This window comes from Mesorhizobium escarrei (genome assembly GCF_935825525.1).
Classification (GTDB): Bacteria; Pseudomonadota; Alphaproteobacteria; order Rhizobiales; family Rhizobiaceae; genus Mesorhizobium; species Mesorhizobium escarrei.
Map to the genome: position 1 here is coordinate 52,037 of NZ_CAKXZT010000122.1, position 23,737 is coordinate 75,773.

The 23,737-nt window shown below is 62.8% G+C and carries 23 protein-coding genes and 1 tRNA gene; 8 read left to right on the top strand and 16 right to left on the bottom strand.

From position 1 onward, the window contains the following. Nucleotides 1-23: 23 nt before the first annotated feature. The 3 genes from NMG80_RS14110 to NMG80_RS14120 form a co-directional block, all read right to left on the bottom strand. The gene (locus NMG80_RS14110; protein ID WP_254018660.1) at nt 24-611 is read right to left on the bottom strand and encodes a GNAT family N-acetyltransferase; all 588 of its coding nucleotides are present in this window, start codon (nt 609-611) and stop codon (nt 24-26) included. A 118-nt stretch (nt 612-729) separates the two neighbouring features. Continuing rightward, on the bottom strand, nt 730-999 hold the full coding sequence (gene rpmA / locus NMG80_RS14115; RefSeq protein ID WP_202365511.1) for a 50S ribosomal protein L27: 270 nt from the start codon (nt 997-999) through the stop codon (nt 730-732). A gap of 117 nt (nt 1,000-1,116) precedes the next feature. After that, on the bottom strand, nt 1,117-1,812 hold the full coding sequence (locus NMG80_RS14120; RefSeq protein WP_254018661.1) for a 50S ribosomal protein L21: 696 nt from the start codon (nt 1,810-1,812) through the stop codon (nt 1,117-1,119). A gap of 320 nt (nt 1,813-2,132) precedes the next feature. Here NMG80_RS14120 and NMG80_RS14125 point away from each other — a divergent pair. From NMG80_RS14125 to NMG80_RS14140, 4 genes are all read left to right on the top strand, one after another. Further along, nucleotides 2,133-2,222 (top strand) — tRNA-Ser (locus tag NMG80_RS14125). Nucleotides 2,223-2,649: 427 nt separating this feature from the next. Beyond that, nucleotides 2,650-3,762, top strand: coding sequence for an alpha/beta hydrolase (locus tag NMG80_RS14130; protein WP_254018662.1), 1,113 nt, complete (start codon nt 2,650-2,652; stop codon nt 3,760-3,762). 123 nt (nt 3,763-3,885) lie between these two features. Beyond that, on the top strand, nt 3,886-4,239 hold the full coding sequence (locus tag NMG80_RS14135; RefSeq protein ID WP_254018663.1) for a cyclophilin-like fold protein: 354 nt from the start codon (nt 3,886-3,888) through the stop codon (nt 4,237-4,239). 134 nt (nt 4,240-4,373) lie between these two features. Continuing rightward, nucleotides 4,374-5,267, top strand: a complete 894-nt coding sequence (locus tag NMG80_RS14140) for a LysR family transcriptional regulator (protein ID WP_254018664.1) — start codon at nt 4,374-4,376, stop codon at nt 5,265-5,267. 86 nt (nt 5,268-5,353) lie between these two features. Here NMG80_RS14140 and NMG80_RS14145 read toward each other — a convergent pair whose 3' ends face one another. Further along, on the bottom strand, nt 5,354-6,334 hold the full coding sequence (locus NMG80_RS14145; RefSeq protein ID WP_254018696.1) for a Tim44 domain-containing protein: 981 nt from the start codon (nt 6,332-6,334) through the stop codon (nt 5,354-5,356). A gap of 188 nt (nt 6,335-6,522) precedes the next feature. Here NMG80_RS14145 and NMG80_RS14150 point away from each other — a divergent pair, with 188 nt between their 5' ends. The 3 genes from NMG80_RS14150 to NMG80_RS14160 all read left to right on the top strand — a co-directional run bounded on the left by NMG80_RS14150 (nt 6,523) and on the right by NMG80_RS14160 (nt 9,166). Continuing rightward, nucleotides 6,523-7,431, top strand: coding sequence for an alpha/beta fold hydrolase (locus NMG80_RS14150; RefSeq protein WP_254018665.1), 909 nt, complete (start codon nt 6,523-6,525; stop codon nt 7,429-7,431). A 64-nt stretch (nt 7,432-7,495) separates the two neighbouring features. Next, nucleotides 7,496-7,819, top strand: a complete 324-nt coding sequence (locus tag NMG80_RS14155) for a hypothetical protein (RefSeq protein WP_254018666.1) — start codon at nt 7,496-7,498, stop codon at nt 7,817-7,819. Between the two features lie 387 nt (nt 7,820-8,206). Then, entirely contained in the window at nt 8,207-9,166 is a 960-nt protein-coding gene (locus NMG80_RS14160) for a DUF1186 domain-containing protein (RefSeq protein WP_254018667.1), read from the top strand. 36 nt (nt 9,167-9,202) lie between these two features. Here the strand turns inward: NMG80_RS14160 and recQ are convergent, their stop codons facing one another. From recQ to uxaC, 9 genes are all read right to left on the bottom strand, one after another. Next, nucleotides 9,203-11,041 carry a DNA helicase RecQ gene (recQ, locus tag NMG80_RS14165; protein ID WP_254018668.1) on the bottom strand — a complete coding sequence of 613 codons (1,839 nt, stop codon included), beginning with the start codon at nt 11,039-11,041 and terminating at the stop codon, nt 9,203-9,205. Between the two features lie 466 nt (nt 11,042-11,507). Further along, nucleotides 11,508-11,846, bottom strand: a complete 339-nt coding sequence (locus NMG80_RS14170; protein ID WP_254018669.1) for a cupin domain-containing protein — start codon at nt 11,844-11,846, stop codon at nt 11,508-11,510. 21 nt (nt 11,847-11,867) lie between these two features. Next, nucleotides 11,868-12,635, bottom strand: a complete 768-nt coding sequence (gene kduD, locus NMG80_RS14175) for a 2-dehydro-3-deoxy-D-gluconate 5-dehydrogenase KduD (RefSeq protein ID WP_254018670.1) — start codon at nt 12,633-12,635, stop codon at nt 11,868-11,870. Next, nucleotides 12,632-13,489, bottom strand: coding sequence for a 5-dehydro-4-deoxy-D-glucuronate isomerase (gene kduI, locus NMG80_RS14180; RefSeq protein ID WP_254018671.1), 858 nt, complete (start codon nt 13,487-13,489; stop codon nt 12,632-12,634). Before kduI ends, kduD begins: the two co-directional genes overlap by 4 nt. A gap of 27 nt (nt 13,490-13,516) precedes the next feature. Continuing rightward, the gene (locus tag NMG80_RS14185; protein WP_202365500.1) at nt 13,517-14,293 is read right to left on the bottom strand and encodes a FadR/GntR family transcriptional regulator; all 777 of its coding nucleotides are present in this window, start codon (nt 14,291-14,293) and stop codon (nt 13,517-13,519) included. A gap of 9 nt (nt 14,294-14,302) precedes the next feature. Beyond that, nucleotides 14,303-15,583 (bottom strand): TRAP transporter large permease, encoded by a 1,281-nt coding sequence (locus NMG80_RS14190; protein WP_254018672.1) that lies wholly within the window; start codon nt 15,581-15,583, stop codon nt 14,303-14,305. A 5-nt stretch (nt 15,584-15,588) separates the two neighbouring features. After that, entirely contained in the window at nt 15,589-16,116 is a 528-nt protein-coding gene (locus NMG80_RS14195) for a TRAP transporter small permease (protein WP_091600171.1), read from the bottom strand. Between the two features lie 103 nt (nt 16,117-16,219). After that, nucleotides 16,220-17,197, bottom strand: coding sequence for a TRAP transporter substrate-binding protein (locus NMG80_RS14200; RefSeq protein ID WP_254018673.1), 978 nt, complete (start codon nt 17,195-17,197; stop codon nt 16,220-16,222). 37 nt (nt 17,198-17,234) lie between these two features. Further along, entirely contained in the window at nt 17,235-18,644 is a 1,410-nt protein-coding gene (gene uxaC / locus NMG80_RS14205; protein WP_254018674.1) for a glucuronate isomerase, read from the bottom strand. A 175-nt stretch (nt 18,645-18,819) separates the two neighbouring features. Here uxaC and NMG80_RS14210 point away from each other — a divergent pair, with 175 nt between their 5' ends. Continuing rightward, entirely contained in the window at nt 18,820-20,304 is a 1,485-nt protein-coding gene (locus NMG80_RS14210; protein ID WP_254018675.1) for a mannitol dehydrogenase family protein, read from the top strand. A gap of 380 nt (nt 20,305-20,684) precedes the next feature. Here NMG80_RS14210 and NMG80_RS14215 read toward each other — a convergent pair whose 3' ends face one another. The 3 genes from NMG80_RS14215 to NMG80_RS14225 all read right to left on the bottom strand — a co-directional run bounded on the left by NMG80_RS14215 (nt 20,685) and on the right by NMG80_RS14225 (nt 23,732). Next, nucleotides 20,685-21,092, bottom strand: a complete 408-nt coding sequence (locus tag NMG80_RS14215; RefSeq protein WP_254018676.1) for a F0F1 ATP synthase subunit epsilon — start codon at nt 21,090-21,092, stop codon at nt 20,685-20,687. A gap of 98 nt (nt 21,093-21,190) precedes the next feature. Continuing rightward, on the bottom strand, nt 21,191-22,774 hold the full coding sequence (gene atpD, locus NMG80_RS14220; protein WP_254018677.1) for a F0F1 ATP synthase subunit beta: 1,584 nt from the start codon (nt 22,772-22,774) through the stop codon (nt 21,191-21,193). A gap of 73 nt (nt 22,775-22,847) precedes the next feature. Further along, a complete protein-coding gene (locus tag NMG80_RS14225) occupies nt 22,848-23,732 on the bottom strand; it encodes a F0F1 ATP synthase subunit gamma (protein WP_254018678.1) in 885 nt (294 codons plus the stop codon). Nucleotides 23,733-23,737 lie beyond the last annotated feature (5 nt).

Genomic DNA, 23,737 nt, shown 5'->3' on the forward strand with positions numbered 1-23,737 from the left:
GCCTCACCTGAATATCGACATGCCTAGAAATGGACCCAGTTCCGCAGGCTGGTCCAGGTCCTGCGATCGAGACGGTAGCGCTCGACCGGCACCTGGCCGGCGACGATCGAGTTCAGCATGCCCTGGCCGGCATATTGGAAACCGCATTTGTGGATGACCCGGCGCGAGGCCGGATTGATGACCCGCGTCGAGGCATGCAGCACCTGGATTGCCGTCTTCTGGAAGGCGAGGTCGACCAGCGCATGGGCGGCTTCCGTCGCATAGCCGCGCTTCCAGTAGGGCTCGCCGATCCAGTAGCCGAGCTCCAGCCCGCGATCGGTGGTGTTGAGGCCCGCGCATCCGACGAAGGTTTCGGTGCCGGCCAAGGTCAACGCATAGGCAATGCCGGCCCGGCGCGATGCCGCCATCGCGAGGAAGGCGCGCGCCTCGGCCTCGCCGTAGGGGTGCGGCATGCGGGCCAGCATTTCGGCGACATGGCGATTGTCGGCGAGCACCACCAGTTGCTCGATATCGCTTTCGCGCGGCTCCCGCAGGACCAGCCGTTCGGTCACCAGGACCGGACAATCTATCGCGTAACTTTCACCGTCTGTGTCTTCCGCTTCGGCAACCATGTCAGTCCTCCAGGCACAAGAAAAAGGGGAGATGGAAACCCATCTCCCCTGATCCATTTCCTGGCTTGGCCAGACACCGGTTCCCGAGATGGGTGCCGGTGTTCTCGTGCGGAACCGGCTACTCCGCGGCCTTCGTCATCGGGTTCACCGATACGTAGGTTCGGCCATTGGCTTTTTTGTTGAAGGTGACTGCGCCAGCTTCGAGCGCAAACAGCGTGTGATCCGTGCCAATGCCGACATTGGTGCCGGGATGCCACGTCGTGCCGCGCTGACGAACAATGATGTTGCCCGCAATCACGGCTTCGCCGCCGAATTTTTTCACGCCGAGCCGCTTGGAATGGGAGTCGCGACCATTGCGCGACGAACCGCCAGCTTTCTTGTGTGCCATCTAACTAACTCCGATGCGCCGCTAGGCGCTTAAAAGGTCTTATGAACGCGTTCGCGTTCCGTTTCAAGTCCGAACCGGCGACGATCGCGCCGGCCGCTTTACTTCTTCGCCAAATCTTTACTTCTTCGCCAAGTCCTTGGCCTGCTCGCGCCAGTCCGTGATCTGGTCGGTGCTGAACGGCATATGCTCGTCGATCTTGGCGATATCCTTGTCCGACAGCTTGGCTATCTGGGCGAAAGTCGTGATACCCTGCTCGTTCAACTGGCCGGCCGCGACCGGGCCGACGCCCTTGATCACGGTCAGATCGTCCGGCTCGCCCTTCGGCGCCTTGAACAGCGGCGCGGCGGTTTCGGTTGCCTTGGCCTCCGTTTCCTTCGGCGCAGCCTCTGCCTTGGTCTTCGGGGCGGCTTCAGCCTTGGCCTCGGCCTTTGCAGCAACTTCGGTCTTCGCCTCGGCCTTCGCCTCGGTCTTGGCCGCGGCCTTCTTCGTCGACTTGGCGCCATCCAGCAGGATCTCGGCGATCCGCACGGTGGTCAAAAGCTGGCGATGGCCGATCTTGCGGCGCGAATTCTGCCGGCGGCGCTTCTTAAAAGCGATGACGGTGCGGTTCTTGCCCTGTTCGACGACTTCGGCGGTGACCAAAGCGCCGTCGACGAACGGCGCGCCGAACGTGACATTCTCGCCCTCGCCATGCGCGAGCACGTGGCCGATCTCGACGATGTCGCCGACCTGGCCTTCGACTTTTTCGATCTTCAGGAGATCGTTGGCGGCGACGCGATACTGCTTGCCGCCCGTTTTGATGACTGCGAACATTTTTTGCCTTTCGCTGTTCGGTCGGCCTTGATGAACCGCTTCAGGCGGTTCGGCCGTCTTTTTGTCAGTCTGCGGGTTCAAAAAGCAAGCGGCGCGGAAGAGCCCTCCACGCCGATTGCGCGCTGTCCCTAGCCGAAGGTTCGGCGCGAGTCAAGGCAACGGCCGAAAGCAAGACGGTGCCGTTGGCACAGGCGACAGAGGTATCGAAGAACGAGCCATACGGCCCGGGGAGAAGCCTGATCTCAGGCAGATTGGCCCTTGTAACCTGTCCGTCCAGCCGTTATCTAGTGCGCCGCGCCGGCACGGCGGACCATGACCGCGGAGAGGTGGCAGAGTGGTCGAATGCACCGCACTCGAAATGCGGCATGGGTGCAAGCCCATCGGGGGTTCGAATCCCTCCCTCTCCGCCATCCTGCTTCGCGCTGCGCGCTTCGCAGGACGAGTCCAGCAAATCCATCCCGCCTTGCGCTTCGCGCTTCGCAAGACAAGTCCGGCAAATCCCTCTCTGCGCGAAGCAGGATGCCCTCCGAAGCCTTGGCGAAGGAGGGCTTCGTCGAACTCGGTGATGCCGAGCCTTTGACTGGCGAGCACGGTGATCTTCCTGTCCATGAAGTTGCAGCAGCAGCGGTGGTGAACCTAGTTCCCCTTTGAGACTGGGCCCTTGCGCTAGCTGCGATTGATGAATCTTCCTCATGACGACATGCGGATTTTGTCGCCTAATCGATCGCCGGCGTCGTCGCTATTCTATTTGGACATTCGCAACACTGCCGCGCATGCCGAGGAATGACTATGGCCCGGCAGGCCTGCGACAGGTCAGCACGATCAAAGGAGACAGGCATGAACAAGCAGATCGGAATCGAGAACGCGGCGCAGTCCAGTGTCGAGTTTGGCCGGCGTGACCTCCTGAAGCTGACCGGCGCCGGCGTTGCCGCGCTCGGTGCGGCCTCGCTGTTCAGCATCCCCTTCGCAAAGGCTCAAGACATGTCAAACGGCGCCAACAATTTTTACACCAGCGATCAGGTGACGCTCGAAAAGACTGCCTTCAAAAGCCAATACAAGATGAACGTCGCGGGCAATCTGTTCATTCCCAACGAGCTCGATCGCAATGCGCGCCATCCGGCGCTCGTCGTCGGGCATCCGATGGGTGCGGTGAAGGAGCAGAGCGCAAATCTTTATGCCACCAAGATGGCCGAACAGGGCTTCGTCGCCATGTCCATCGACCTGCCGTTCTGGGGCGAAAGCGAGGGCGAGGCCCGCCAGATCGTTTCGCCTGACGTCTATGCCGAAGCGTTCAGCGCCGCGGTCGATTTCCTGGGCACGCGGCCATTCGTCGACCGAAACCGCATCGGCGCGATCGGCGTCTGTGGCAGCGGCAGTTTCGTCATCAGCGCGGCAAAGATCGACCCGCGGATGCGCGCCGTCGCGACCGTCAGCATGTACGATATGGGGGCCGCCAACCGCGACGCGCTCAATGATTCGCTGAGTGTCGAGCAGCGCAAGCAGATCATTGCTGCAGCTGCCGAGCAGCGCTGGGCCGAGTTTGAAGGCGGCGCGGTCGAATATACCGGCGGCACTGTGCATGAGTTGACCGCCGACACCCATCCCACCCAGCGGGAGTTCTATGACTTCTACCGCACGCCGCGGGGTGAATTCACGCCCGCAAGTGCAAACTCGCAGATCACCACGCATCCGACGCTGACCAGCAACGTCAAGTTCATGAATTTTTACCCGTTCAACGACATCGAGACGATCTCGCCGCGCCCGATGCTGTTCATCGCCGGCGATCAGGCTCACTCGCGCGAGTTCAGCGAGGATGCCTACAAGCGAGCGGCCGAGCCGAAGGAGCTTGTGTGGGTTTCCGGCGCCGGGCACGTCGATCTCTACGATCGCGTCGACCTGATCCCGTTCGACAAGCTGACCAGCTTCTTCAATCAGCACCTCTCCGCGTGAGCGGCGCGATGGAGCCTGTACCGGACGGAACAGGCTCCATCAGCATAGATCGGGAGATACCACGGCATGCTGAAACTATTGCTGAGCTCCGCTGTTATCGCACTCGGAACGGTTGGATCTGCCATGGCTCAAGAGCGCATTCGCATTTCTTCGGATTGGGGCGAGGTCACAGCCGATCTCGCCGATAACGAGGCCGCAAAATCTTTGGCGCAGATGCTGCCGCTCACGATCGAGATGTCCGACCATCTGCGCCAGGAAAAGACTGGCAATCTGCCTTCCGCCTTGCCGGAGCTGGCGCGGCAGCGCGACTTCTCTGTCGGCACGCTTGGACTGTGGGGTTCCGATCATTTCGTGATCTACTATCGGAGCGGTCGCCTCCCGGCACCTGGCATCATTAGGCTCGGGCAGGTCACTGGCGATGTCTCGATCTTTGATCGTCCTGGTTCAGTCACCATCCGTGTCGAACGCGTCGACTGAACCTGCGCAATCCGCTCGCAGCTCGTCGGCGGGGGCGAGCGGCGGGTTGAAATAGCTGCCGCTACATGAAGTCTCTGTGCTCGCCTTCAATTTATCCGGTATAATCGAGTTCCGGTTATCAGAAGGATTCATGAGTGTCGCGGCAAAATGTCAACGATCTGCTCGCGTTCATGGCTGTTGCTCGGGAGCGCAGCTTTACGCGCGCCGCAGCCCGGTTCGGCATATCGCAATCGGCGCTTAGCCACACTATCCGTCAGCTCGAAGCGCGCCTTGGCGTTCGCCTGCTCACACGCACGACGCGCGCGGTGGCCCCCACAGAAGCGGGAGAGAGGCTTTTGCAGCGGATTGGGCCGCACTTTGACCAGATCGAAATCGAGGTCGATGCCCTGAACGAACTGAGAGAAAAGCCCGCTGGAACCATCCGGCTCTCAGCGCCTGACTATGCAATCAGCAGCATCCTTTGGCCCAAGCTGAAACGCTTTCTGCCGATATATCCCGACATCAAGGTCGAACTCCTGCTCGACAACGGCCTCACCGACATCGTGACGGAGCGCTTTGACGCAGGGATCCGCATGGGCGAGCAGCTTGCGAAAGACATGATCTCCGCTCGCATCGGACCGGATTTCCGCTTCGCGGTCGTCGGCGAAAAATCCTACTTTGCCGAAAATCCCGCGCCGGAGAAGCCGCTGGATCTCGTGCAGCACAATTGCATCAACTACCGTTTTCCAACGTCAGGGGCGCTTTATGTGTGGGAGTTCGAGGAGAACGGCCGCGAGATCAAGATTCGCGTCGATGGGCAGCTCGTCTTCAATAACATCTTTCATGTCCTGGACGCCGCGCTGGCCGGCCGCGGCCTCGGCTATGTTCCGGAAGAAATTGCCCTTCCTCACATCGCCAAAGGCCGGCTGGCGCGGGTCCTGGAAGGTTGGTCGCCATATTGGGATGGCTACCATCTCTATTATCCGAGCCGCCGGCAATCCTCGCCTGCTTTCGTTGCCCTGGTCGATGCGCTGCGCCATCGCGAGTAACTATCGCTGCCGCGGGCTCCGACGTTCTTGCCACTGACATCGTGGCTTGCAAGAGGACGTGAACGGCCGGGGCTGCAGCGTATCAGTCAGGGCTGCTGTATTGCCGCGAGCTTCCAGTCGCCGCCGTCCTGGCGCGTGAAGGTCCACAGTTCGGTTGTTTCCGTCGGCCGATCGGCTTCGCCGGCGACGATCTTGCCGCTGGCGCGATCGCGCATCACGTCAAGAGATTCGTAGCGCAAGGCAGCCGTCGCGTAGTCGCGATCATCTTCCCGCCAGCTCTCCGCAATATCGGCCTCCAGCAGGCTGACGTTCGACACCTCGTTCCTGATGCCGTTCTTGGCATTGTCGGCAAGTTCTTCGGACAGGTACGACACCATCTCGGGGGTCGCCAGCCGCCGCAAGCCAGCATGGTCTTCGCGCCCGAATGCTTCCTGAACTTCGGTCAACCGCTGCTGGAATGTATCGAGATCGGCCGGCGTCATCGTAATTTGATCGTTGGCTGGAGCCGTTCGGCCAAATCCAGACCCGATGCCTGGAATGGGGAAAGACGAGAAATTGTCCGCCTCGCGCGGGGCTGCCGCGTTTCGCCCAAAGCTGTCAATGCCCCGCGGAACACCGGCCATGGCAGGCGCCTGGTTGCGTGCCGATTGCGACCGGAAAAAGCGGATGATCAGCATGATCGCGCCGCCGATCAGCAGTCCTTGCAGCAGCAGGCCCAACATGCCAGCCAAGCCGCCGAACCCCTGGCCCAAAAGGAGCCCGATCAGACCGCCGAGCAGCAGGCCGCGCATCATCGAACCGCCGAGGCCGCTGAACATCCCTGGTCGTTGGGCTGCCGGTGTCTGGCGGGCCGCATTGTTCGCTGCGCTGTTGGGTGTCATCGAGCGCTCGACCGGCGCGGCCGGCTGTGGCGCCGTCCTGGTCGGCGGGACCGACTGGAACGTGCGCGTGCCGCGGCTGCCGAAGCTGCCGCCACGCCGCGCCTCGGCGTAATCAGCCGTGACCATGGAAAAAGCCAGGAACAGTCCTGCAAACAAAACGGCAAACCGGCTCGAACGCGAAATCATCATGGCAAATCCTCAGGCGACACTCTGGCGCTATATGGGGTGCGCCGATCGAAATATCAGTGGCCGCAACTTCCGTACCTAGCAATTGAGGAGAATTCCAGGGCCGCCACAAATTCAGGCAAAGCAGCCGACCGTGATCCTTCTGCCACCTTGTGCGTTGTCGCCTGAGGCACACCGAGGAGAAAACGGTGTTTGCAGGTTTCAGGGCCACCGGCTTGCAACTGGACGACACGACCATTTTCGCAAGGGTCGGCGGAACCGGTCCGCCGCTGCTGCTGCTTCATGGTTTTCCCGAAACGCATCTGATGTGGAGGGATACTGCCGCGGCCTTGGCGCCCCACTTTACGGTGGTCGCCGCCGATCTTCGAGGCTATGGGCAAAGCAGCTGCCCGGTCTCCTCTGCCGATCATAGCCCATACGCCAAACGCGCCATGGCCGGCGACATGGTTCAACTCATGCAGCAGCTGGGGTTTGAGCAGTTCATGGTTGCCGGACACGACCGCGGCGGGCGGGTCGCCTATCGTCTGGCACTTGATCACCCCGATGAGATCTCGAGACTCGCCGTCCTGGACGTCATCCCGACCGCCGCCGCATGGGATAGGGCGGATGCCAGACTGGCTCTCGCCTTCTGGCCCTGGAGCCTTCTTGCGCAACCGGAACCGCTGCCGGAGCGACTGATAGGCGCGGCGCCCGATGCCATCGTCGATAGTGCGATTGTGCAGTGGGGATCGCCGGCAGAAATATTCTCTGCACAGGTCAGGAACGCCTATGTCGAGGCGCTTCGCGATCCCGTTCATGTTCATGCGATTTGCGAAGAGTATCGGGCCGCTGCCACGATCGATCGGGAACATGACGCGCTGGACCAGGCAAATGGTCGTCGCATTGAGTGTCCGCTGCTGGCACTGTGGAGTAGTGAAGGCGGCCTTGAGAAATGGTATGCCGGGGAAGGCGGACCGCTGGCTATTTGGAGGAAATGGGCCGACAGAGTTGAAGGCGGTCCTGTTACGGGCGGGCACTTCTTTCCAGAAGAGCACCCTCGCCAGACCGCAGCGGCTCTCTCAAAATTCTTCGACGATAATAGGGGGAATGACCCTTAGAGCAGAGTGTTGTAGAGCTTCACATGCCTCATTCGCCGGTCCGGCGTCAAATCTGCTTGATCAAATGAAAGCCATCTCTACCACCACGTCCCTGATATGCAGCCTCGTGTTTGTCGGAGGTTGCGCATCGCCCTTCTATGCATCCTTTGACGCCGCGAAATACGACAGGATGAGTTGCGTCGAGCTCAACGTGGCCATGGGCGAAGTCGCCGAGGAGCTGTCGGCGACTGCGATCACCCGGGGCAAAGTCGCGAAAACCAATATTCCGGACTGGCTATGGGGAGCCCGGCGTGTCGCCACTACCGTCACTGCCCGCCAGAGCGCGAGAATCGAGCGCTTGCGGCAACAGCAGGCTGCGATTGCAGCGGCGAGACGCAGCAAGTGCTGATTGCGGCGCCGGCGTGAGAGCCTGCAGCCGAAAAAGATCAACTCGCAGGGCGTGGCATCTGAAGCCGAGGCTCGACGGCTCAATGGGTTGGGCTTCGACGCCGAGCACCGCGGCGGGGCATGCTATCCTAGTGCCGCCAGCCGTTCGATGAAGCTCCCTTGCGGCTATGCCGTTCGCGGATCGCCTGCAGCCGGCGGTCGAAGTCGCCAATCGACTTCATAGCCGATTCTCGTCTCACAAGTCAGTCCCGGGACTGAGCTTTGTCGAAGCGATCCCGCGAGTCTGAGACCTTCTGCACAGGTATTTCCCGTTCATGCGGCGGATGAACTGTTGAAAGGCAGCCGGTCTTTCGTAGATTTGCCAAGTGCGAACGACAGCGAGGATGCCATGAAGAAGGAAGAGCTGGAAACGATCCTTGGCCGTGGCAGGCCCGGCTTCGATCTGGGTCCGATAGAAGATCAACTGCATGACCTGGCAAGCGAACGGCAATTTCCGGATGTCGCAATCATTCACTGCATCGCAAGGATTGAAGAATCCGCTCCCGCGCTGCGGGCGATCATCACAAGAGCGGCCGAAGGAGAGCATCTGTCGCGGGATGATGAGATGCTGCTCTTGCGAGGCATTTACATTCTGGGCGGCGCTCGCGACACTGGAACGTTCGGACCCTTGTTGCGCCTGCTGCGCCGGCCGGGACGCGAGCTCGATGACCTGCTCGGCGACGTGGTGACCGAGAGCATGGCGCGTATCGCCGCCGGCGTATTTGATGGCGACGCCGACGCTTTGTTCAGCTTTATCAGCAACCCCTCTGTCGATGAATACGTCCGCGATGCAGTTTTGGGCGCAGCGACCTTCCTGACCTGGGAAGGCCGCATCGAGCGTAACCGAATGCGAGATTTTCTCGAGCGATTCCACACCGAGAGGCTGGCCGATGACGACGATTTCGCCTGGATCGCCTGGCTGGACGCAATCGCCCGGCTTGGCTTGCGCGATCTGGCGCCGCTTGTCTACAGCGCCTGGGACGACGGCCGCATCCCCGAAGGGGTAATCGACCGCAGTGATTTCGAAGACGATCTCCTGGCCGCCGAGCAAAGCCCGAACGACATCGATCGATTCGAGCGCGCCGGTCTCGGCTATATCGACGATGTGCTTGAAGCGTTGGAATGGACCAGCCACCTTGAGTATTTTGGCAAAGAAGATTTGCAATCGCCCTTGCCGGAACAAACTTGGCTCGACGAGCTGTCGAGCCTGACAGCGCCGGTCACCAACCCTTGGCGCCATGTCGGACGGAATGATCCGTGCCCCTGTGGAAGCGGCAAGAAAGCGAAGAAATGCTGTCTCGCAAACTGACCTGCTAAAGCACCGCGGATTTGATCTTTGGCTGTCTCAGGCCGTTCCACGGGATTGGTGCGCAGCGATTGCGCCGAGGAATATCTCGCCGAATTCCCTGAGCTTTGCGGCGCCGACGCCGTTGACTGCGGCGAAGGCGTCGAGGTCGCGCGGGCAGCGTTCGGCCATATCGATCAGCGTGCGATCGGAGAAGATGACGAAGGCCGGCACCTGGCGCTCCCGGGCGAGACGCAGCCGAACCGCCTTGAGCGTGGCCAAGAGCGCGGTATCCACGTCTTCCGTGCCCGCGGCAGCATCGGGACGAGTCTTGCCTCGTGCCGCGCGGTTCCGCACCTCTACGCGATATCGGAACGGGAGCTCGCCACGGGCCAGCTCACGGCCCTTTTCGGCGATGGCAAGGCCGCCATGGCCGCCTGAGTCCAATGTCAGAAACCCTCCCGCGACGAGTTGGCGGATCAGCGATTGCCAGACATCCTTCTTGTGCGCCACACCGGTCCCAAAACTGGCAAGCCTGTGGTGGTTCCTGGCCAGGACCTTCTCGGTTTCATGGCCGAGCAGAACATCGACGACATGGGCGGCGCCAAAACGCTCGCCTGTTTGCGCGATGGCCGCGAGGATGATCCGTGCCTCCGCCTCGCCATCCGCACGCGGCGTCTGGTCAAGGCAGTTGTCGCAATTGCCGCAAGGCGCAGCATGCTCGCCGAAATAGCCAAGCAGGATCTGGCGACGGCACTGGGCCGTTTCGCAATAGCCGATCAACGTATCGAGCCGGCCATGCGCGCGCCTTTTATGCTCCGCCGGCGCGTCCTCGTCGTCGATGAAAAGCCGCCGCATGCGGATATCGCCGAGACCGAAGAGCATATGTGCCTCGGCAGCCCGCCCGTCGCGGCCGGCGCGGCCGATTTCCTGATAATAGGCTTCGAGGCTGCCGGGCAGGTCGGTATGGAAGACATAGGCGACGTCAGGCTTGTCGATCCCCATGCCGAAGGCGATGGTCGCCACCATCACCACGCCGGACAAGGTCATGAATGCGTTTTGATTCGCTTCACGCGCGTCCTTGCTCATGCCGGCATGATAGGCCAGGGCGCGCACCCCGTTCTTCTCGAGGAAGGCCGCCATTTCTTCAGTCTTCTTGCGCGACAGGCAATAGATGATGCCGCTGCGGCCGGCATGACGCTGCACGAAGCTCAGCAATTGGCGCTTGCTGTCCTGCTTGGGCTCGATGCCAAGCTTGATGTTGGGCCGGTCGAAACCCAGCACCAGGGTTTCGACGCGCCCGGCGAACAGCTGTGCGGCGATATCGGTGCGCGTCGCCTCGTCCGCTGTCGCCGTCAGCGCAATGATCGGCACTTCGGGGAAAATGTCGCGCAGCCGCGACAACTCTTCATATTCGCGCCGAAACGCCGGGCCCCACTGGGAGATGCAATGCGCCTCGTCGACGGCGATCAGCCGGATGTCGAGCCTGGCCAGCGCCTCGAGCATCCGCGCGGTCATCAGCCGCTCCGGCGCAAGATAGAGCAGGCGCGTCTGGCCCACCGCTACGCGGCGCCAGGCGGCGACATTGGCATCGCGGTCGAGCGAGGAATTGATCGTATCGGCCGCCACGCCGGCAAGACGCAATGCGGCGACCTGGTCCTGCATCAGCGCCACCAGCGGCGAAACGACAATGGTGAGACCGCCCAGGACCAGCGCCGGGACCTGATAGCAGAGCGATTTGCCGGCGCCGGTCGGCATGACGGCCAGCACATGGCGCCCAGCCAGCAGCGCCTCCGTCACCTGGTCCTGGCCGGGACGAAAATCGTCGAAGCCGAACACGTCCTTCAGGACGCGCCGCTTGGGATCCTCCGCCGGGACGCTCGCCGCCGCTGCCTGCATCAGGGAATTACTATGATCGGCGCCGCCCAAAAAGAAAGTGGGGGAACGGCCCGAGGCAGCGGCGACGTGACCTGCCAAAGCTCCCTGGCGAATCGTCGGGTGACTGCCTGGATGGCCGATTCGAACATTCGAACGCTCCTCAAGTCCTGTCTCCGTCGGTACCGTCTGAAAAGATATCCCCCTCATTGGCGGATATGCGAGCCTGATTCCAGCCTCTATTCGATTTGGCTGTGAATATCGCGCAACGGCTCGGCCCGATTAATCCTATCTTCACCATGATTCGGCAGGTTCAGGTCCCTGCGGTGATGTTCTGAGTACCGCGGCGCCACAAGCGCCCAGGCAACACGCCCGCGTCTCTCCGGAGGCGCGGGCTTTTCGTTTGCGGAATGTGCCGGAAGGCGAAAAACAGGCGATCCCTGCACTTCGGGTCGGACACACGCCGCAAATAACCTGCGTTCGCTCGCTCTCAGTCGATGAAATCGGCGCGGTGCGGCGCAAAACTGTCGACCAGGCGGCCGGCCTCGAGCGCCTTGACGCCGTGGATCAGGTTGGAAGGGACGATGAAGCTGCTTCCCGTTTCCATGGTCTCGGTCCTGCCGTCGATGGTGACCTCGAAGCGGCCTTCGGCGACATAGCTCGCCTGGACATGCGGGTGCGAATGCAGCGCACCGACACCGCCCTTGTCAAACCCGAACTCGACCATCATCAATTCGTCCGTGTGCAGCAGCACACGCCTGCGGTTGCCATCCGGGGTCGGCGTCCACGCGCCCTCGCCGGCATGCGCAAAGATCTTCGTTCCGGTCATCGCCACATCCTCGTCATGGCCTCATCGCGCCAGCCAGCCGCCGTCCACCGGCACCACCGCGCCATGCATGTAGTTTGACGCCGGCGCCAGCAGGAAGACGGCCGCGTCGCCGATGTCTTCCGGCCCGCCCCAGCGCCCAGCCGGAATGCGCGCCAGGATCGACGCGCTGCGGTCAGGATCGGCGCGCAGCGCCTCGGTGTTGTTGGTCTCGATATAGCCGGGCGCAATGCCGTTGACGTTGATGCCTTTCGACGCCCATTCGCAGGCGAGCAACCGGGTGATGCCGAGCACGCCATGTTTCGAGGCGGTGTAGGAGGCGACGCGGATGCCGCCCTGGAAGCTCAGCACCGAAGCGATGTTGACGATCTTCCCGCGCCGTCCGGGATCGGCAAGCGCGCGCCGGGCAAAGCTCTGGCTGAGAAAAAACACCGTCTTCAGGTTGACGTCCATGACGTCGTCCCAATCGGCCTGCGTCAAATCGACGGCGTCGGCGCGCCGGATGATCCCGGCATTGTTGACCAACCCGTCGAGCGGCCCGGTTTCGTCCAAGACGCGATCGAGCATCGCCTGGGCGGCAGCATGATCGGCAAGATCGCAGCGCACCGCCTCGAAGCGTCCGCCCGCAGCAGCGATCTTTTCCGCAGTCTCATCCATCGCCGAGCGGCCGACGCCGACCACCGCACCACCGGCGCGCGCGATCGACAGGGCGATGCCTTGGCCAATGCCGGTGTTGGCGCCGGTAACGAGGATGCGCTTGCCGGCCAGGCTGAAAGCCGAGAGGTCGCTCATCGCAGCTCTTCCATCGCTACCGGGTCGACATCGGTATAATCGACATTGTCGCCGGCCATCGCCCAGATGAAGGCGTAGTTGGAGGTGCCGGTGCCCGAATGCATCGACCAACCCGGCGACAGCACCGCTTCTTCGTTGCGCATGACGAGATGGCGTGTCTCGTCCGGCTCGCCCATGAAATGGAACACCCGCGCCGTCTCCGGCAGGTCGAAATAGAGATAGGCCTCCATGCGCCGGTCATGCACATGGCACGGCATGGTGTTCCAGACCGAGCCTGGGGCGAGCTGGGTCATGCCGACGACGAGTTGGCAGGTCTTCACACCCTCGGCATGGATGAACTGGAAGATTGAGCGCTCGTTGCAGGTCGCCTGGCTGCCGAGGTCGAGCCGCTTGGCATCGCCGATGCGGATCAGCTGGCTGGGATGGCTCTGATGCGCCGGCGCGCTGAGCAGATAGAACTTGGCCGGCTCGGCTGGATTGACCGAGGCGAATGACACCTCATCGGCGCCCATGCCGAGATACAGCATGTCGCGCGGCTGCAGCTCGAAGGACTGGCCGCCGGCCTTCACGATGCCGGCGCCGCCGATGTTGACGGCGATCATTTCGCGGCGATCGAGAAAGTTCCTTGTTCCGGTCGGCTTGATCGGCTGCAGCGGAAGCGGTGTCCCGGCAGGCATGGCGCCGCCGACAATCATGCGGTCGTAGTGGGTATAGGTCAGGCCTATGCGTCCGAGCTGAAACAGGCCTTCGATCAGAAAATTGTGACGAAGCTCGTCCGTCCCCATCGCCGCGGCGGTGACAGGGTCGATGGCGAAGCGAGAGGTGAAGTCGGTGTGATTGTCAGTGTGATTCATTGCTGTCCCATTGGGCTGCCTCATTGGTCATTCGGTTGCCGCGGCCTTGACCGAATCGGCATAGAAAATCTGACGTGCGTGCAGGCGCTCGCGATAGCGCTGCTGGCTGGCGCTGAGATGCGCGCGCATCGCTTCGCGCGCCGACTCGGCATCGCCCGTCATAATGGCATTCAGGATCACCAGATGCTCGCCTTGCAGCCCGCGCTGATAGGCGTCGGATTGGGCGAGCTCGGTCGACCACGGCGATGTCACGTCGCAAGGAATGGCGCGCCGGCCGAGCACGTCGAGCATCTCGACATAAAACGGATTGTTGGTGGCGCTGGCGATCGCCCGGTGGAAGGCAAGGTCGGCCGGACCTGTCGGCTCGCTGTTCAAAAGCAGCCGCTCGAACTCGAAGAACGCCTCCTGGATCGCTGCTTCCTGCGCGGCATTGCGCCGGATAGCGGCCAGCCCGGCGGATTCGATCTCGATCGCCAACCTGACTTCGAGCACGTTGAGCGCGATCGAATCCTTGCTGCCGATGTCCGCAGCCAGCGTGCCGAACATCGTCGAGATGTGCTCGGTGACGAAGACCCCCGCGCCCTGGCGCGGCTCGACCAGACCGTCGGCGGCAAGCTTGGCCAGCGCCTCGCGGATGACAGTGCGGCTGACCCCGAAGGTTTCGGTCAGTTGGCCCTCGGTCGGCAGCTTTTGACCCGGCGGGATCTCGCCCGCCTGCAACTGTTTGCGGATCGCCGCGACCACGGTCTCCGACAGCTTGGGCTTACGTTCGACTTTCAGGCTGATTGCCATATCCGATGCCATTGCCAACCCCTATTTGAAGACGCTCGGCAACCATAGCGAGATGGCCGGAATGTAAGTGACGAGCCCCAGCACCAGGAGGCCGGCCCCATAGAACGGCCAGATCGAGCGCATCGCTTCCCAGACGGATATCTTGCCCACTGCGCACGCCACGAACTGCACTGCGCCGACCGGCGGCGTGTTCAACCCGATGCCGAAATTGAGGATCATGATGACGCCGAAATGCACCGGATCGACGCCGTAGGCCTGCGCCACGGGCAGGAAGATCGGCGTGCAAATGATGATCGTCGGCCCCATGTCCATGAAGGTGCCGAGAAACAACATCAGGAGGTTGAGCAGGAGCAGCACGACCAGCGGATCTTCCGAGATCGCGTTCATCGAGGCTATCAGCGCTGCCGGCACTTTCAGGAAGGCCATCAGCCACGAGAACGCCGCTGCCATGCCGATGATGAGCAGCACCATGGCCGTGGTGCGCACGGCGCCATGGGTGGCATGAACGAAACCTTCCCAGGTCATCTGCCGGTAAACCAGGACAGTCACGAGCAGCGCATAGATGACGGCGATGCAGGAACTCTCGGTGGCCGTGAAAACGCCCGATCGCACACCGCCGAAGATGATCGCAATCAGCAGCAGGCCTGGCACCGCGACAGCGAAGAGATGCGCGACCGCGGCGAAGCCGGGAAACGGCTCGGTCGGATAGCCGCGCGAGCGCGCCACGAAGTAGGCGGTGATCATCAGTGCCAGGGCCAATAGCAGGCCCGGGATGATGCCGGCGGTGAACAGGTCGGCGATGGAGATCTTTCCGCCTGCCGAGATCGAGTAGATGATCATGTTGTGCGACGGCGGCAGCAGCAGCGCGATCAGCGCCGCCATCGAGGTGACGTTGACGGCGTAATCCGCTCCATAGCCACGCGCCTTCATCTGCGGGATCATCAAGCCGCCGACCGCCGCTGCCTCCGCCACCGCGGAGCCGGAAATGCCGCCGAACAGCGTAGCGGTGGCGATGTTGACCTGCCCGAGGCCGCCGCGCACATGGCCGACGAGCGAGCCGGCGAAGGCAACGATCTTGCTGGCGATGCCGCCGCGCACCATCAGGTCGCCGGCGTAGATAAAAAACGGAATGGCCAGCAGCGAAAAGACGCTCATGCCGGAATTCAGGCGCTGGAACACGATGAGCGGCGGCAGGCCCATGTAAAGGACGGTGGCAAAGCTTGCGACGCCAAGGCAGAAAGCGATCGGCGTGCCGATAAGCATCAGCACGGTGAAGACGCCAAAGAGTATCCAGAGTTCCATGACGATCAGACCTTCACGTTGGCTGTGTCGAGTTCAGCTGCGACTTCAGCCGGCGGCAGTTCATCGAGCGCATCGTCGATCGGCGCACCGGAGAGGCGAAGCACGATGCGCTCCAGCGTGAACAGCACAATGAGCGCGCCTCCCGCGACAAGCGGGACGTAGTCCCAGCCCCCCGATATGCCGAGCGACGGCAAGGTGGCGCCCCAGGTCAATGCGACCAGCTGGCTGCCATACCAGATCATGCCGATGCCGAAGGCGAGCGCGACGAGATCCGAGATCATCCTCAGCCAACGCTTGCCGCCTTTCGGCAGCACGTAGAGCAGGACGTCAAAGCCGAGGTGATAGTTCTCGCGCACCCCGACGGCAGCGCCGAGGAAAATGAACCAGCTCATCAGCATCACCGAGCCCTGCTCGGTCCAGCTCGGCGAGCGGTTCAGAACATAGCGGCCGAACACCTGCCAGGCGACGAAGGCGGTCATCAGCACCAGCCCGATCCCGGCAATCCACAGCGCCGCCGTGCTGACGCGCGACATCGCCCGCGCGATGCCGGACAGGGATCGTCTCTGTTCTGAGCTGGAGGTCACCGGTTCTCTCCGCAAAAGGATGGCGGCGCGGAATGCCCGCGCCGCCGCTTGCTCACTGCACGGCCTTAATCGCCTCGACCATCGCCTTCAGCTTGTCGTCCTTGACGTGTTTTTCGTAGACCGGGCCCATCGCGTCGATGAAGGGCTGCTTGTCCGGCGTCGTGATCTGCGAACCGGCCGCCTCGACCTTGGCACGCGATTCCTTGACCTTGGCGGCCCACAGCTCACGCTGCTTGGCGACGCTTTCCTTGGCGGCCGCCTTGAAGATCGCCTGGTCTTCCGGCGTCAGCTTGTCCCAGCTCGACTTCGCCATGACGAAGGCTTCCGGCACCATCGTGTGCTCGTCGAGCGAATAGTACTTGGCGACTTCCGCATGCTTGGCGGTGTCGTAGCTCGGAAAATTGTTCTCCGCGCCGTCGATGACCCCGGTCTCGATCGCCGAATACACTTCGCCATACGGCATCGGCGTCGCGTTGGCGCCGAGTGCAGCCACCATGTCGACGAAGATGTCGGACTGGATGACGCGGAACTTCATGCCGGCCAGATCGGCTACAGTGTTGATCGGCTTCTTCGAATTGTAGAAGGAGCGAGCGCCGCCGTCATAAAAGGCGAGCAGCACCAGCCCGACCTGTTCGAACGCCGCCGCGATCTGGTCGCCGACCGGTCCGTCCATGACCTTGTGCATATGCTCTTCCGAGCGGAAGATGTAGGGCAGCGAGGGCACGGTGGTTTCCGGGATGAGTCCATTGAACGGCGCCATCGAGACGCGGTTGAGGTCGATCACGCCGGAGCGCACCTGCTCGATCGTGTCCTTTTCCTCGCCGAGCTGCGCGGAATGATAGACATCGACCGAATAGCGGCCGGCCGTGCGCTCCTTGACAAGCTCGCCAAAATATTTGACCGCCTCGACCGTCGGATAGCCGTCCGGGTGCGTGTCGGACGAGCGCAGAACCGTCTGGGCGCTTGCCGTTCCGGCCATCAGTGCGGCGGCCAGTAGCGTAGCTCCCGCCAGTCTAGAAAAATGCAGCATTGGTTTCCTCCCGTTCAAACGATGGCGGCAAGCGCCGTTAGAGCCGGTACGCCTTTTTTGCGAGCGTATAGGCAAGTTCCTGCGCCAGTTCGTGCGCCTCGTCCTCGCGGAGCCGGTGCTCGGCGACGAGACGCGCAAGAAATGCGCAATCGACCCGACGCGCCACATCGTGGCGAGCCGGGATGGATGGAAAGGCGCGGGTGTCGTCGTTGAAGCCGACGGTGTTGTAGAAGCCTGCTGTCTCGGTGGTCATCTCGCGGAACCGGCGCATGCCCTCCGGGCTGTCGTGGAACCACCAGGCCGGCCCGAGCTTCAGCGCCGGATAGACGCCGGCGAGCGGCGCCAGCTCGCGCGCATAACTGGTCTCGTCGAGCGTGAAGAGGATGATGGTGAGGTCGCGCTCCAGCCCGACGCAGTCGAGCAGCGGCTTCAGCGCCGTCACATAGTCGGTTCTAGTCGGGATATCGAAACCCTTGTCCCTGCCGAACTTCTGGAAGACGGCAGGCGAATGGTTGCGCCAGGAGCCGGGATGGATTTGCAGCACCAGGCCGTCGTCGCGGCTCATCTTGGCCATCTCGGTCAGCATCTGGGCGCGAAACAGTTTTCGCTCGCGCTCGTCGTCCGAGCCTCGGCGAATGCGGTTGAACAGCTCTTGCGCGGCGGCATCCGACAGATTGGCGGTCTCCGCCGTCGGATGACCGTGGTCCGACGCGGTCGCACCGAAACTCTTGAAGAAGGCACGCCGCTGCCGATGGGCGTCGAGATAGCCGGCCCAGGTGCCGGTGTCGCAGCCGGTGATGTCGCCGAGCCGATCGAGATTGGCAGAAAAGCCTTCGAAATCAGGATCGACGACGGCGTCCGGCCGATAGGCGGTGACGACGCGGCCCTCCCAGCCACTGTCGCGGATCATCTGGTGCCATCCGAGATCGTCGAGCGCGCCTTCGGTCGTCGCGATGACCTCGATGTTGAAGCGCTCGAACAGGGCTCGCGGGCGAAAATTCTCCCACTGCAGCAAGGAAGAGATCTTGTCGTAATGGCGGTCGGCGGTTGCCGCCGTCAGCGGCTCTTCGATGCCGAACAGATGGGCCAGCACATGGTCGAACCACAGCCGCGTCGGCGTGCCGCGGAACAGATAATAGTGCTCGGCGAAGCGCCGCCAGATCGTCCTGCCGTCGGTCTCCACCGGTGAGCCGTCGCGCGTTGGCACACCGAGATCCTCGAGCCGGACGCCCTGGCTGAACAGCATGCGGAAGATGTAATGATCCGGCACAACTAGCAGTTGCGCCGGATCGGAAAACGCCTCGTTGAGCGCATACCAGCGCGGATCGGTGTGACCGTGCGGGCTGACGATCGGCAGATGCTTGACAGCTGCGTAAAGATCGCGGGCAAGCGAACGCGGACGCGCCTCCGAGGGAAACAGCAGATCCGGATCGGTCAATGCGGCCACGTCGTTCCTCCCAATCGGCCATCGGTAGGATTGGAAAGAAATAATGTCAACATACAAAAAATAGATTGTTGTATGATGACTTTAACGCAACGTCAGCCCATTGTGCGGCAACGAAACGGATGTTACGCCGCATGCCGGCCACGCCCGGCACGAACTCGATCAGACCCATCGCACGATGACAGACAGACGCCTTTCCAACAGCACGCGGCAGGCATTGCCGGCCTCGGTCGCGGTCCCCGGATACGACCGCAACCGTGTCGCGCCCGGCATCGTCCATCTCGGCGTCGGCGCATTCCACCGCGCCCATCAGGCAGCCTATGTCGACGATTGCCTGGCGGCGGGAGAGACGGATTGGGGTATTGTCGGTGTCTCGCTGCGCAGCGCCGACACACGCGACGCGCTGGCGCCGCAGGACGGGCTCTACACGCTGGCGGTCAGGAGCAGCGACAGCGAAAGCCTGCGCGTCGTCGGCTCAATCCTGTCGATGCTGGTGGCCCCGGAAAATCCGGGTGCGGTGCTGGCCGCGCTGACTGACCCGCGCACCTCCATCGTCACGCTGACGATCACCGAAAAAGCCTATCTCAGGGCGGCCGGTGGCGGACTGGACGCAGCCCATCCCGATATCGTCCACGATTTGGCCAACCCGCAAATGCCGCGAACGGCGCATGGTTTTCTGGCCGAATCGCTTGCGCGCCGCCACGCCGCCGGTATCCAGCCATTCACCGTGCTGTGCTGCGACAATCTCCCGGCCAATGGCGCCACGCTGCGCCGGCTGCTGGTCGAATTCGCCGCGTTGCGCGGCACCGATCTCGCCCGCCATATCGCCGACGAGGTGGCGTTCCCATCGAGCATGGTCGATCGCATCGTGCCGGCAACCACCGATGCCGACCGGGCACGGATATCGGACCAGCTCGGCGTCGAGGACGCCTGGCCTGTCATGACAGAGCCGTTCCGCCAATGGGTGATCGAAGACGATTTCCCGGCAGGCAGGCCGGACTGGGAAAGGTTCGGCGTCACCATGGTCGGTGATGTCGAGCCATTCGAGGACATGAAGCTGCGCCTGCTCAACGGCTCGCATTCGGCTATCGCCTATCTCGGCCTGCTCAGCGGCCATGAGACGGTCGACCGCGCCTTCGCCAATCCGGCGATCCGGCAATTCGTCGACGGATTGTGGGCCGAGGCCATCACGACGCTGCCGAAAGACGTTGGGCTCGATACGGCCGGCTACACGGCCCAGCTCGCCAAGCGTTATTCGAACACCGCGCTCGCCCATCGGACGGCGCAGATCGCCAATGATGGCAGCCAGAAACTGCCGCAGCGCATCGTTGCCTCGGCCATGGAGCGGATGAGTGCCGGTGCCCCGCCCGCCTATCTGATGCTGGTGGTCGCCGCCTGGATCGCCGCCTGCGAGACGCGTGGCGAAGCCTTGCCGGAAAACCATTTCACCGACCCGCTCGACCAGGCATTAGCTGCACTCGACACCCGGCTTCTGTCAGCCGGCGAAGCGGCGGCGGCGGTGTTCGACCTGGCCGGCTTCGCCAAGGGCGGCGCTGAGCGCCTGACGCTAATCGACCTCGCGGCCGCGCATCTCGAACGCCTGCGGCAGGGCGGTGTGGCTGCTGCTTTCACAGCGCTGGGCATACAGGGCGACACGCCGTAGGAAGATCTGGCGCCTGCTCGAATCGGGTTGCGGAAGATCAGAGCCATGACATGAGAGCTGTCGGCGGCCAAGAGCGTTGACGCCGGCGGGACAGCGCCCCCTCTGTCGTGCCGGACATCGTGCCGGACATCTCCCCCACAGGTGGGGAGATTGGCTGTCACTACGGCTTTCGCCAATCGCCAACGTCGCTGAACGAGCGCCAGCGCCGAAGCTGCCAATCTCCACCCTCGTGGGGGAGATGTCCGGCAGGACAGAGGGGGCGCGAAGGATCGCGACGGAACGGCTTTTATTCTGCGCCGTCGTACTCTTTGGCTGATGTCATTGCATAAACCCGGCGGTCTACGCTCCGCTTCGTCCTGGTTAAGGGATAGCCCCGCCCTCTATGCCGGCAAAATCGCGCCTTCGAGTGTGGTGAGCTGGCTAAGGAACTGCTCGGCTTTGCTGCGCGTCTCGTCGTCCTTGGCGTCGGCGACGTCTTCCCTGGCTTCCTGGATACGGCGGGCGAGGTCGGCGCGGTCGATGTCGGCGACATGTACCGCCGATTCGGCGAGCAGCGTGCAGCCGGCCGGAACAATGTCGGCGAAGCCGCCGAACACGACGTAGCGCTCTGCCTTGCCTTCCGCGGTCTTCACCGTGACGACGCCCGGCTTAATCGTGGTCATGACCGGCGCGTGATGGGCCATGACGGTCATTTCGCCTTCGGCGCCCGGAATGACGACGGATTCGACCTGCTCGGAAACCAGCAGGCGCTCCGGCGAGACCAGTTCGAATTTGAAAGCTTCAGGCATGATCAATTTAGCGAATAGCGAGTAGTGAGTAGCGAATAGACAAAAACGCCCGGCTCACATCGCCCCTATTCGCTACTCCCTATTCGCTATTCGCTTCTTTACGCCGCTTCAGCCGCCAGGCGCTGTGCCTTCTCGACCGCTTCTTCGATGCCGCCGACCATGTAGAAGGCGGCTTCCGGCAGGTGGTCGTAGTCGCCGTTGCAGAGGCCCTTGAAGCCCTTGATGGTGTCGGCGAGATCGACCAGCTTGCCCGGCGCGCCTGTGAACACTTCGGCGACGAAGAAGGGCTGCGACAGGAAGCGCTCGATCTTGCGGGCGCGGGCCACTGTCTGCTTGTCCTCTTCCGACAGCTCGTCCATGCCCAGGATGGCGATGATGTCCTGCAGCGACTTGTAGCGCTGAAGGATCGACTGCACCTGGCGGGCGACCTGGTAGTGCTCTTCGCCGACGACCATCGGGTCGAGCATGCGCGAGGTCGAATCGAGCGGATCGACGGCCGGATAGATACCCTTTTCCGAAATCGCGCGGTTGAGCACGGTCGTCGCGTCGAGGTGGGCAAACGAGGTCGCCGGCGCCGGGTCGGTCAGATCGTCGGCCGGCACGTAGATCGCCTGCACCGAAGTGATCGAGCCCTTGGTCGTCGTCGTGATGCGCTCCTGCAGCGCGCCCATGTCGGTGGCCAGCGTCGGCTGGTACCCCACGGCCGAAGGAATACGGCCGAGCAGCGCCGACACTTCGGAGCCAGCCTGCGTGAAGCGGAAGATGTTGTCGACGAAGAACAGCACGTCCTGGCCCTGGTCGCGGAAATATTCGGCAACTGTCAGCCCGGTCAGGCCGACGCGGGCGCGCGCGCCCGGCGGCTCGTTCATCTGGCCGTAGACGAGCGCCGCCTTGGATCCTTCGCCGCCGCCCTTCTTGTTGACGCCGGACTCGATGAACTCGTGATAGAGATCGTTGCCTTCGCGGGTGCGCTCGCCGACGCCGGCGAACACCGAGAAGCCGCCATGCGCCTTGGCGACGTTGTTGATCAATTCCTGGATCAGCACCGTCTTGCCGACGCCGGCGCCGCCGAACAGGCCGATCTTGCCGCCGCGGGCATAGGGTGCCAGCAGGTCGAGAACCTTGATGCCGGTGACCAGGATCTGCGCTTCCGTCGACTGCTCGACATAGGTCGGCGCCGGCTGGTGGATGGAGCGCATCTCGATGCCGTCGACCGGGCCTGCCTCGTCGACCGGCTCGCCGATGACGTTGATGATGCGGCCGAGCATGCCCGGGCCAACCGGCACGGTGATCGGCGCGCCGGTGTCATAGACGTCCTGGCCGCGAACCAGACCTTCGGTCGAGTCCATGGCGATGCAGCGCACCGTATTCTCGCCGAGATGCTGAGCCACCTCAAGCACGAGACGATTGCCGACATTGGACGTTTCCAGGGCGTTCAGGATCGCCGGCAGATGTTCGCCGAACTGCACGTCGACAACGGCGCCGATGACCTGGCGAACCTTGCCGGCCAAGCCGGTCTTGTTGATGGCAACGGTCGGCGCCTTCGCCGCGGCAGCCTTGGCGGGCGCTGCCGCCTTCTTGGCCGGAGCCGCCTTCACTGCAGCTGCCGGAGCCTTTGCCGGTGCTGCCGCCGTCGCGGCGGTCTTCGGGGCCGCCTTCTCTGGGGTCGCTGCTTTCGCCATCGTCTTTACCCTTTTCGTCTCTTTGTTTCTCACGCGATCCGCCTGAAGGTCGCTGACCTTCATCGGAGCGCGCCTAGAGCGCCTCGGCGCCCGAAATGATTTCGATCAGTTCCTTGGTGATCTGCGCCTGCCGCTGGCGGTTGTAGGTGATCGACAATTTGTTGATCATGTCGCCTGCGTTGCGCGTCGCATTGTCCATGGCGCTCATCTTGGCGCCCATCTCGCCAGCCGCGTTTTCGAGCAGAGCGCGAAAAACCTGTACGGAAATGTTGCGCGGGATGAGGTCGGAAAGGATTTCGCCCGGCTCCGGCTCGTATTCATAGACGGCACTGCCGCCGTCCGTCGCTTCGGCGGTAGCGGTAGGCATGCCTGCCGGGATGATCTGCTGGGTCGTTGGGACCTGGCTGATCACCGATTTGAACTGCGAATAAAACAGCGTGCAGATGTCGAAGCCGCCCTCGTTGAAGAGCTGGATGACTTTCTTGGCAATGGCATCGGCATTGACGAAGCCCAGCGTCTTCACCTCGCGCAAGTCGACGCGCTCGAGGATCAGCGCCGCGTAGTCGCGACGCAGGATGTCGAACCCCTTCTTGCCGACGCAGATGATCTTGACCTGCTTGCCGTCTGCCAAAAGCTTGCGGATGTGGTCGCGGGCAAGGCGTGCGATCTGCGAATTGAAGCCGCCGCATAGACCACGCTCGGCGGTGCAGACGACGAGCAGATGCACGTCGTCCTTGCCGGTGCCGGTCATCAGCGCCGGGGCCTCGCCACCGCCGCCGATCGCCTGGGTGATGTTGGCCAGCACCGCGCCCATGCGCTCCGAATAGGGGCGCGCCGCTTCCGCCGCCTCCTGCGCGCGGCGCAGCTTCGCCGCGGCGACCATCTGCATCGCCTTGGTGATCTTCTGCGTCGCCTTGACCGAGGCGATACGGTTACGAAGGTCTTTTAATGAAGGCATGCTTC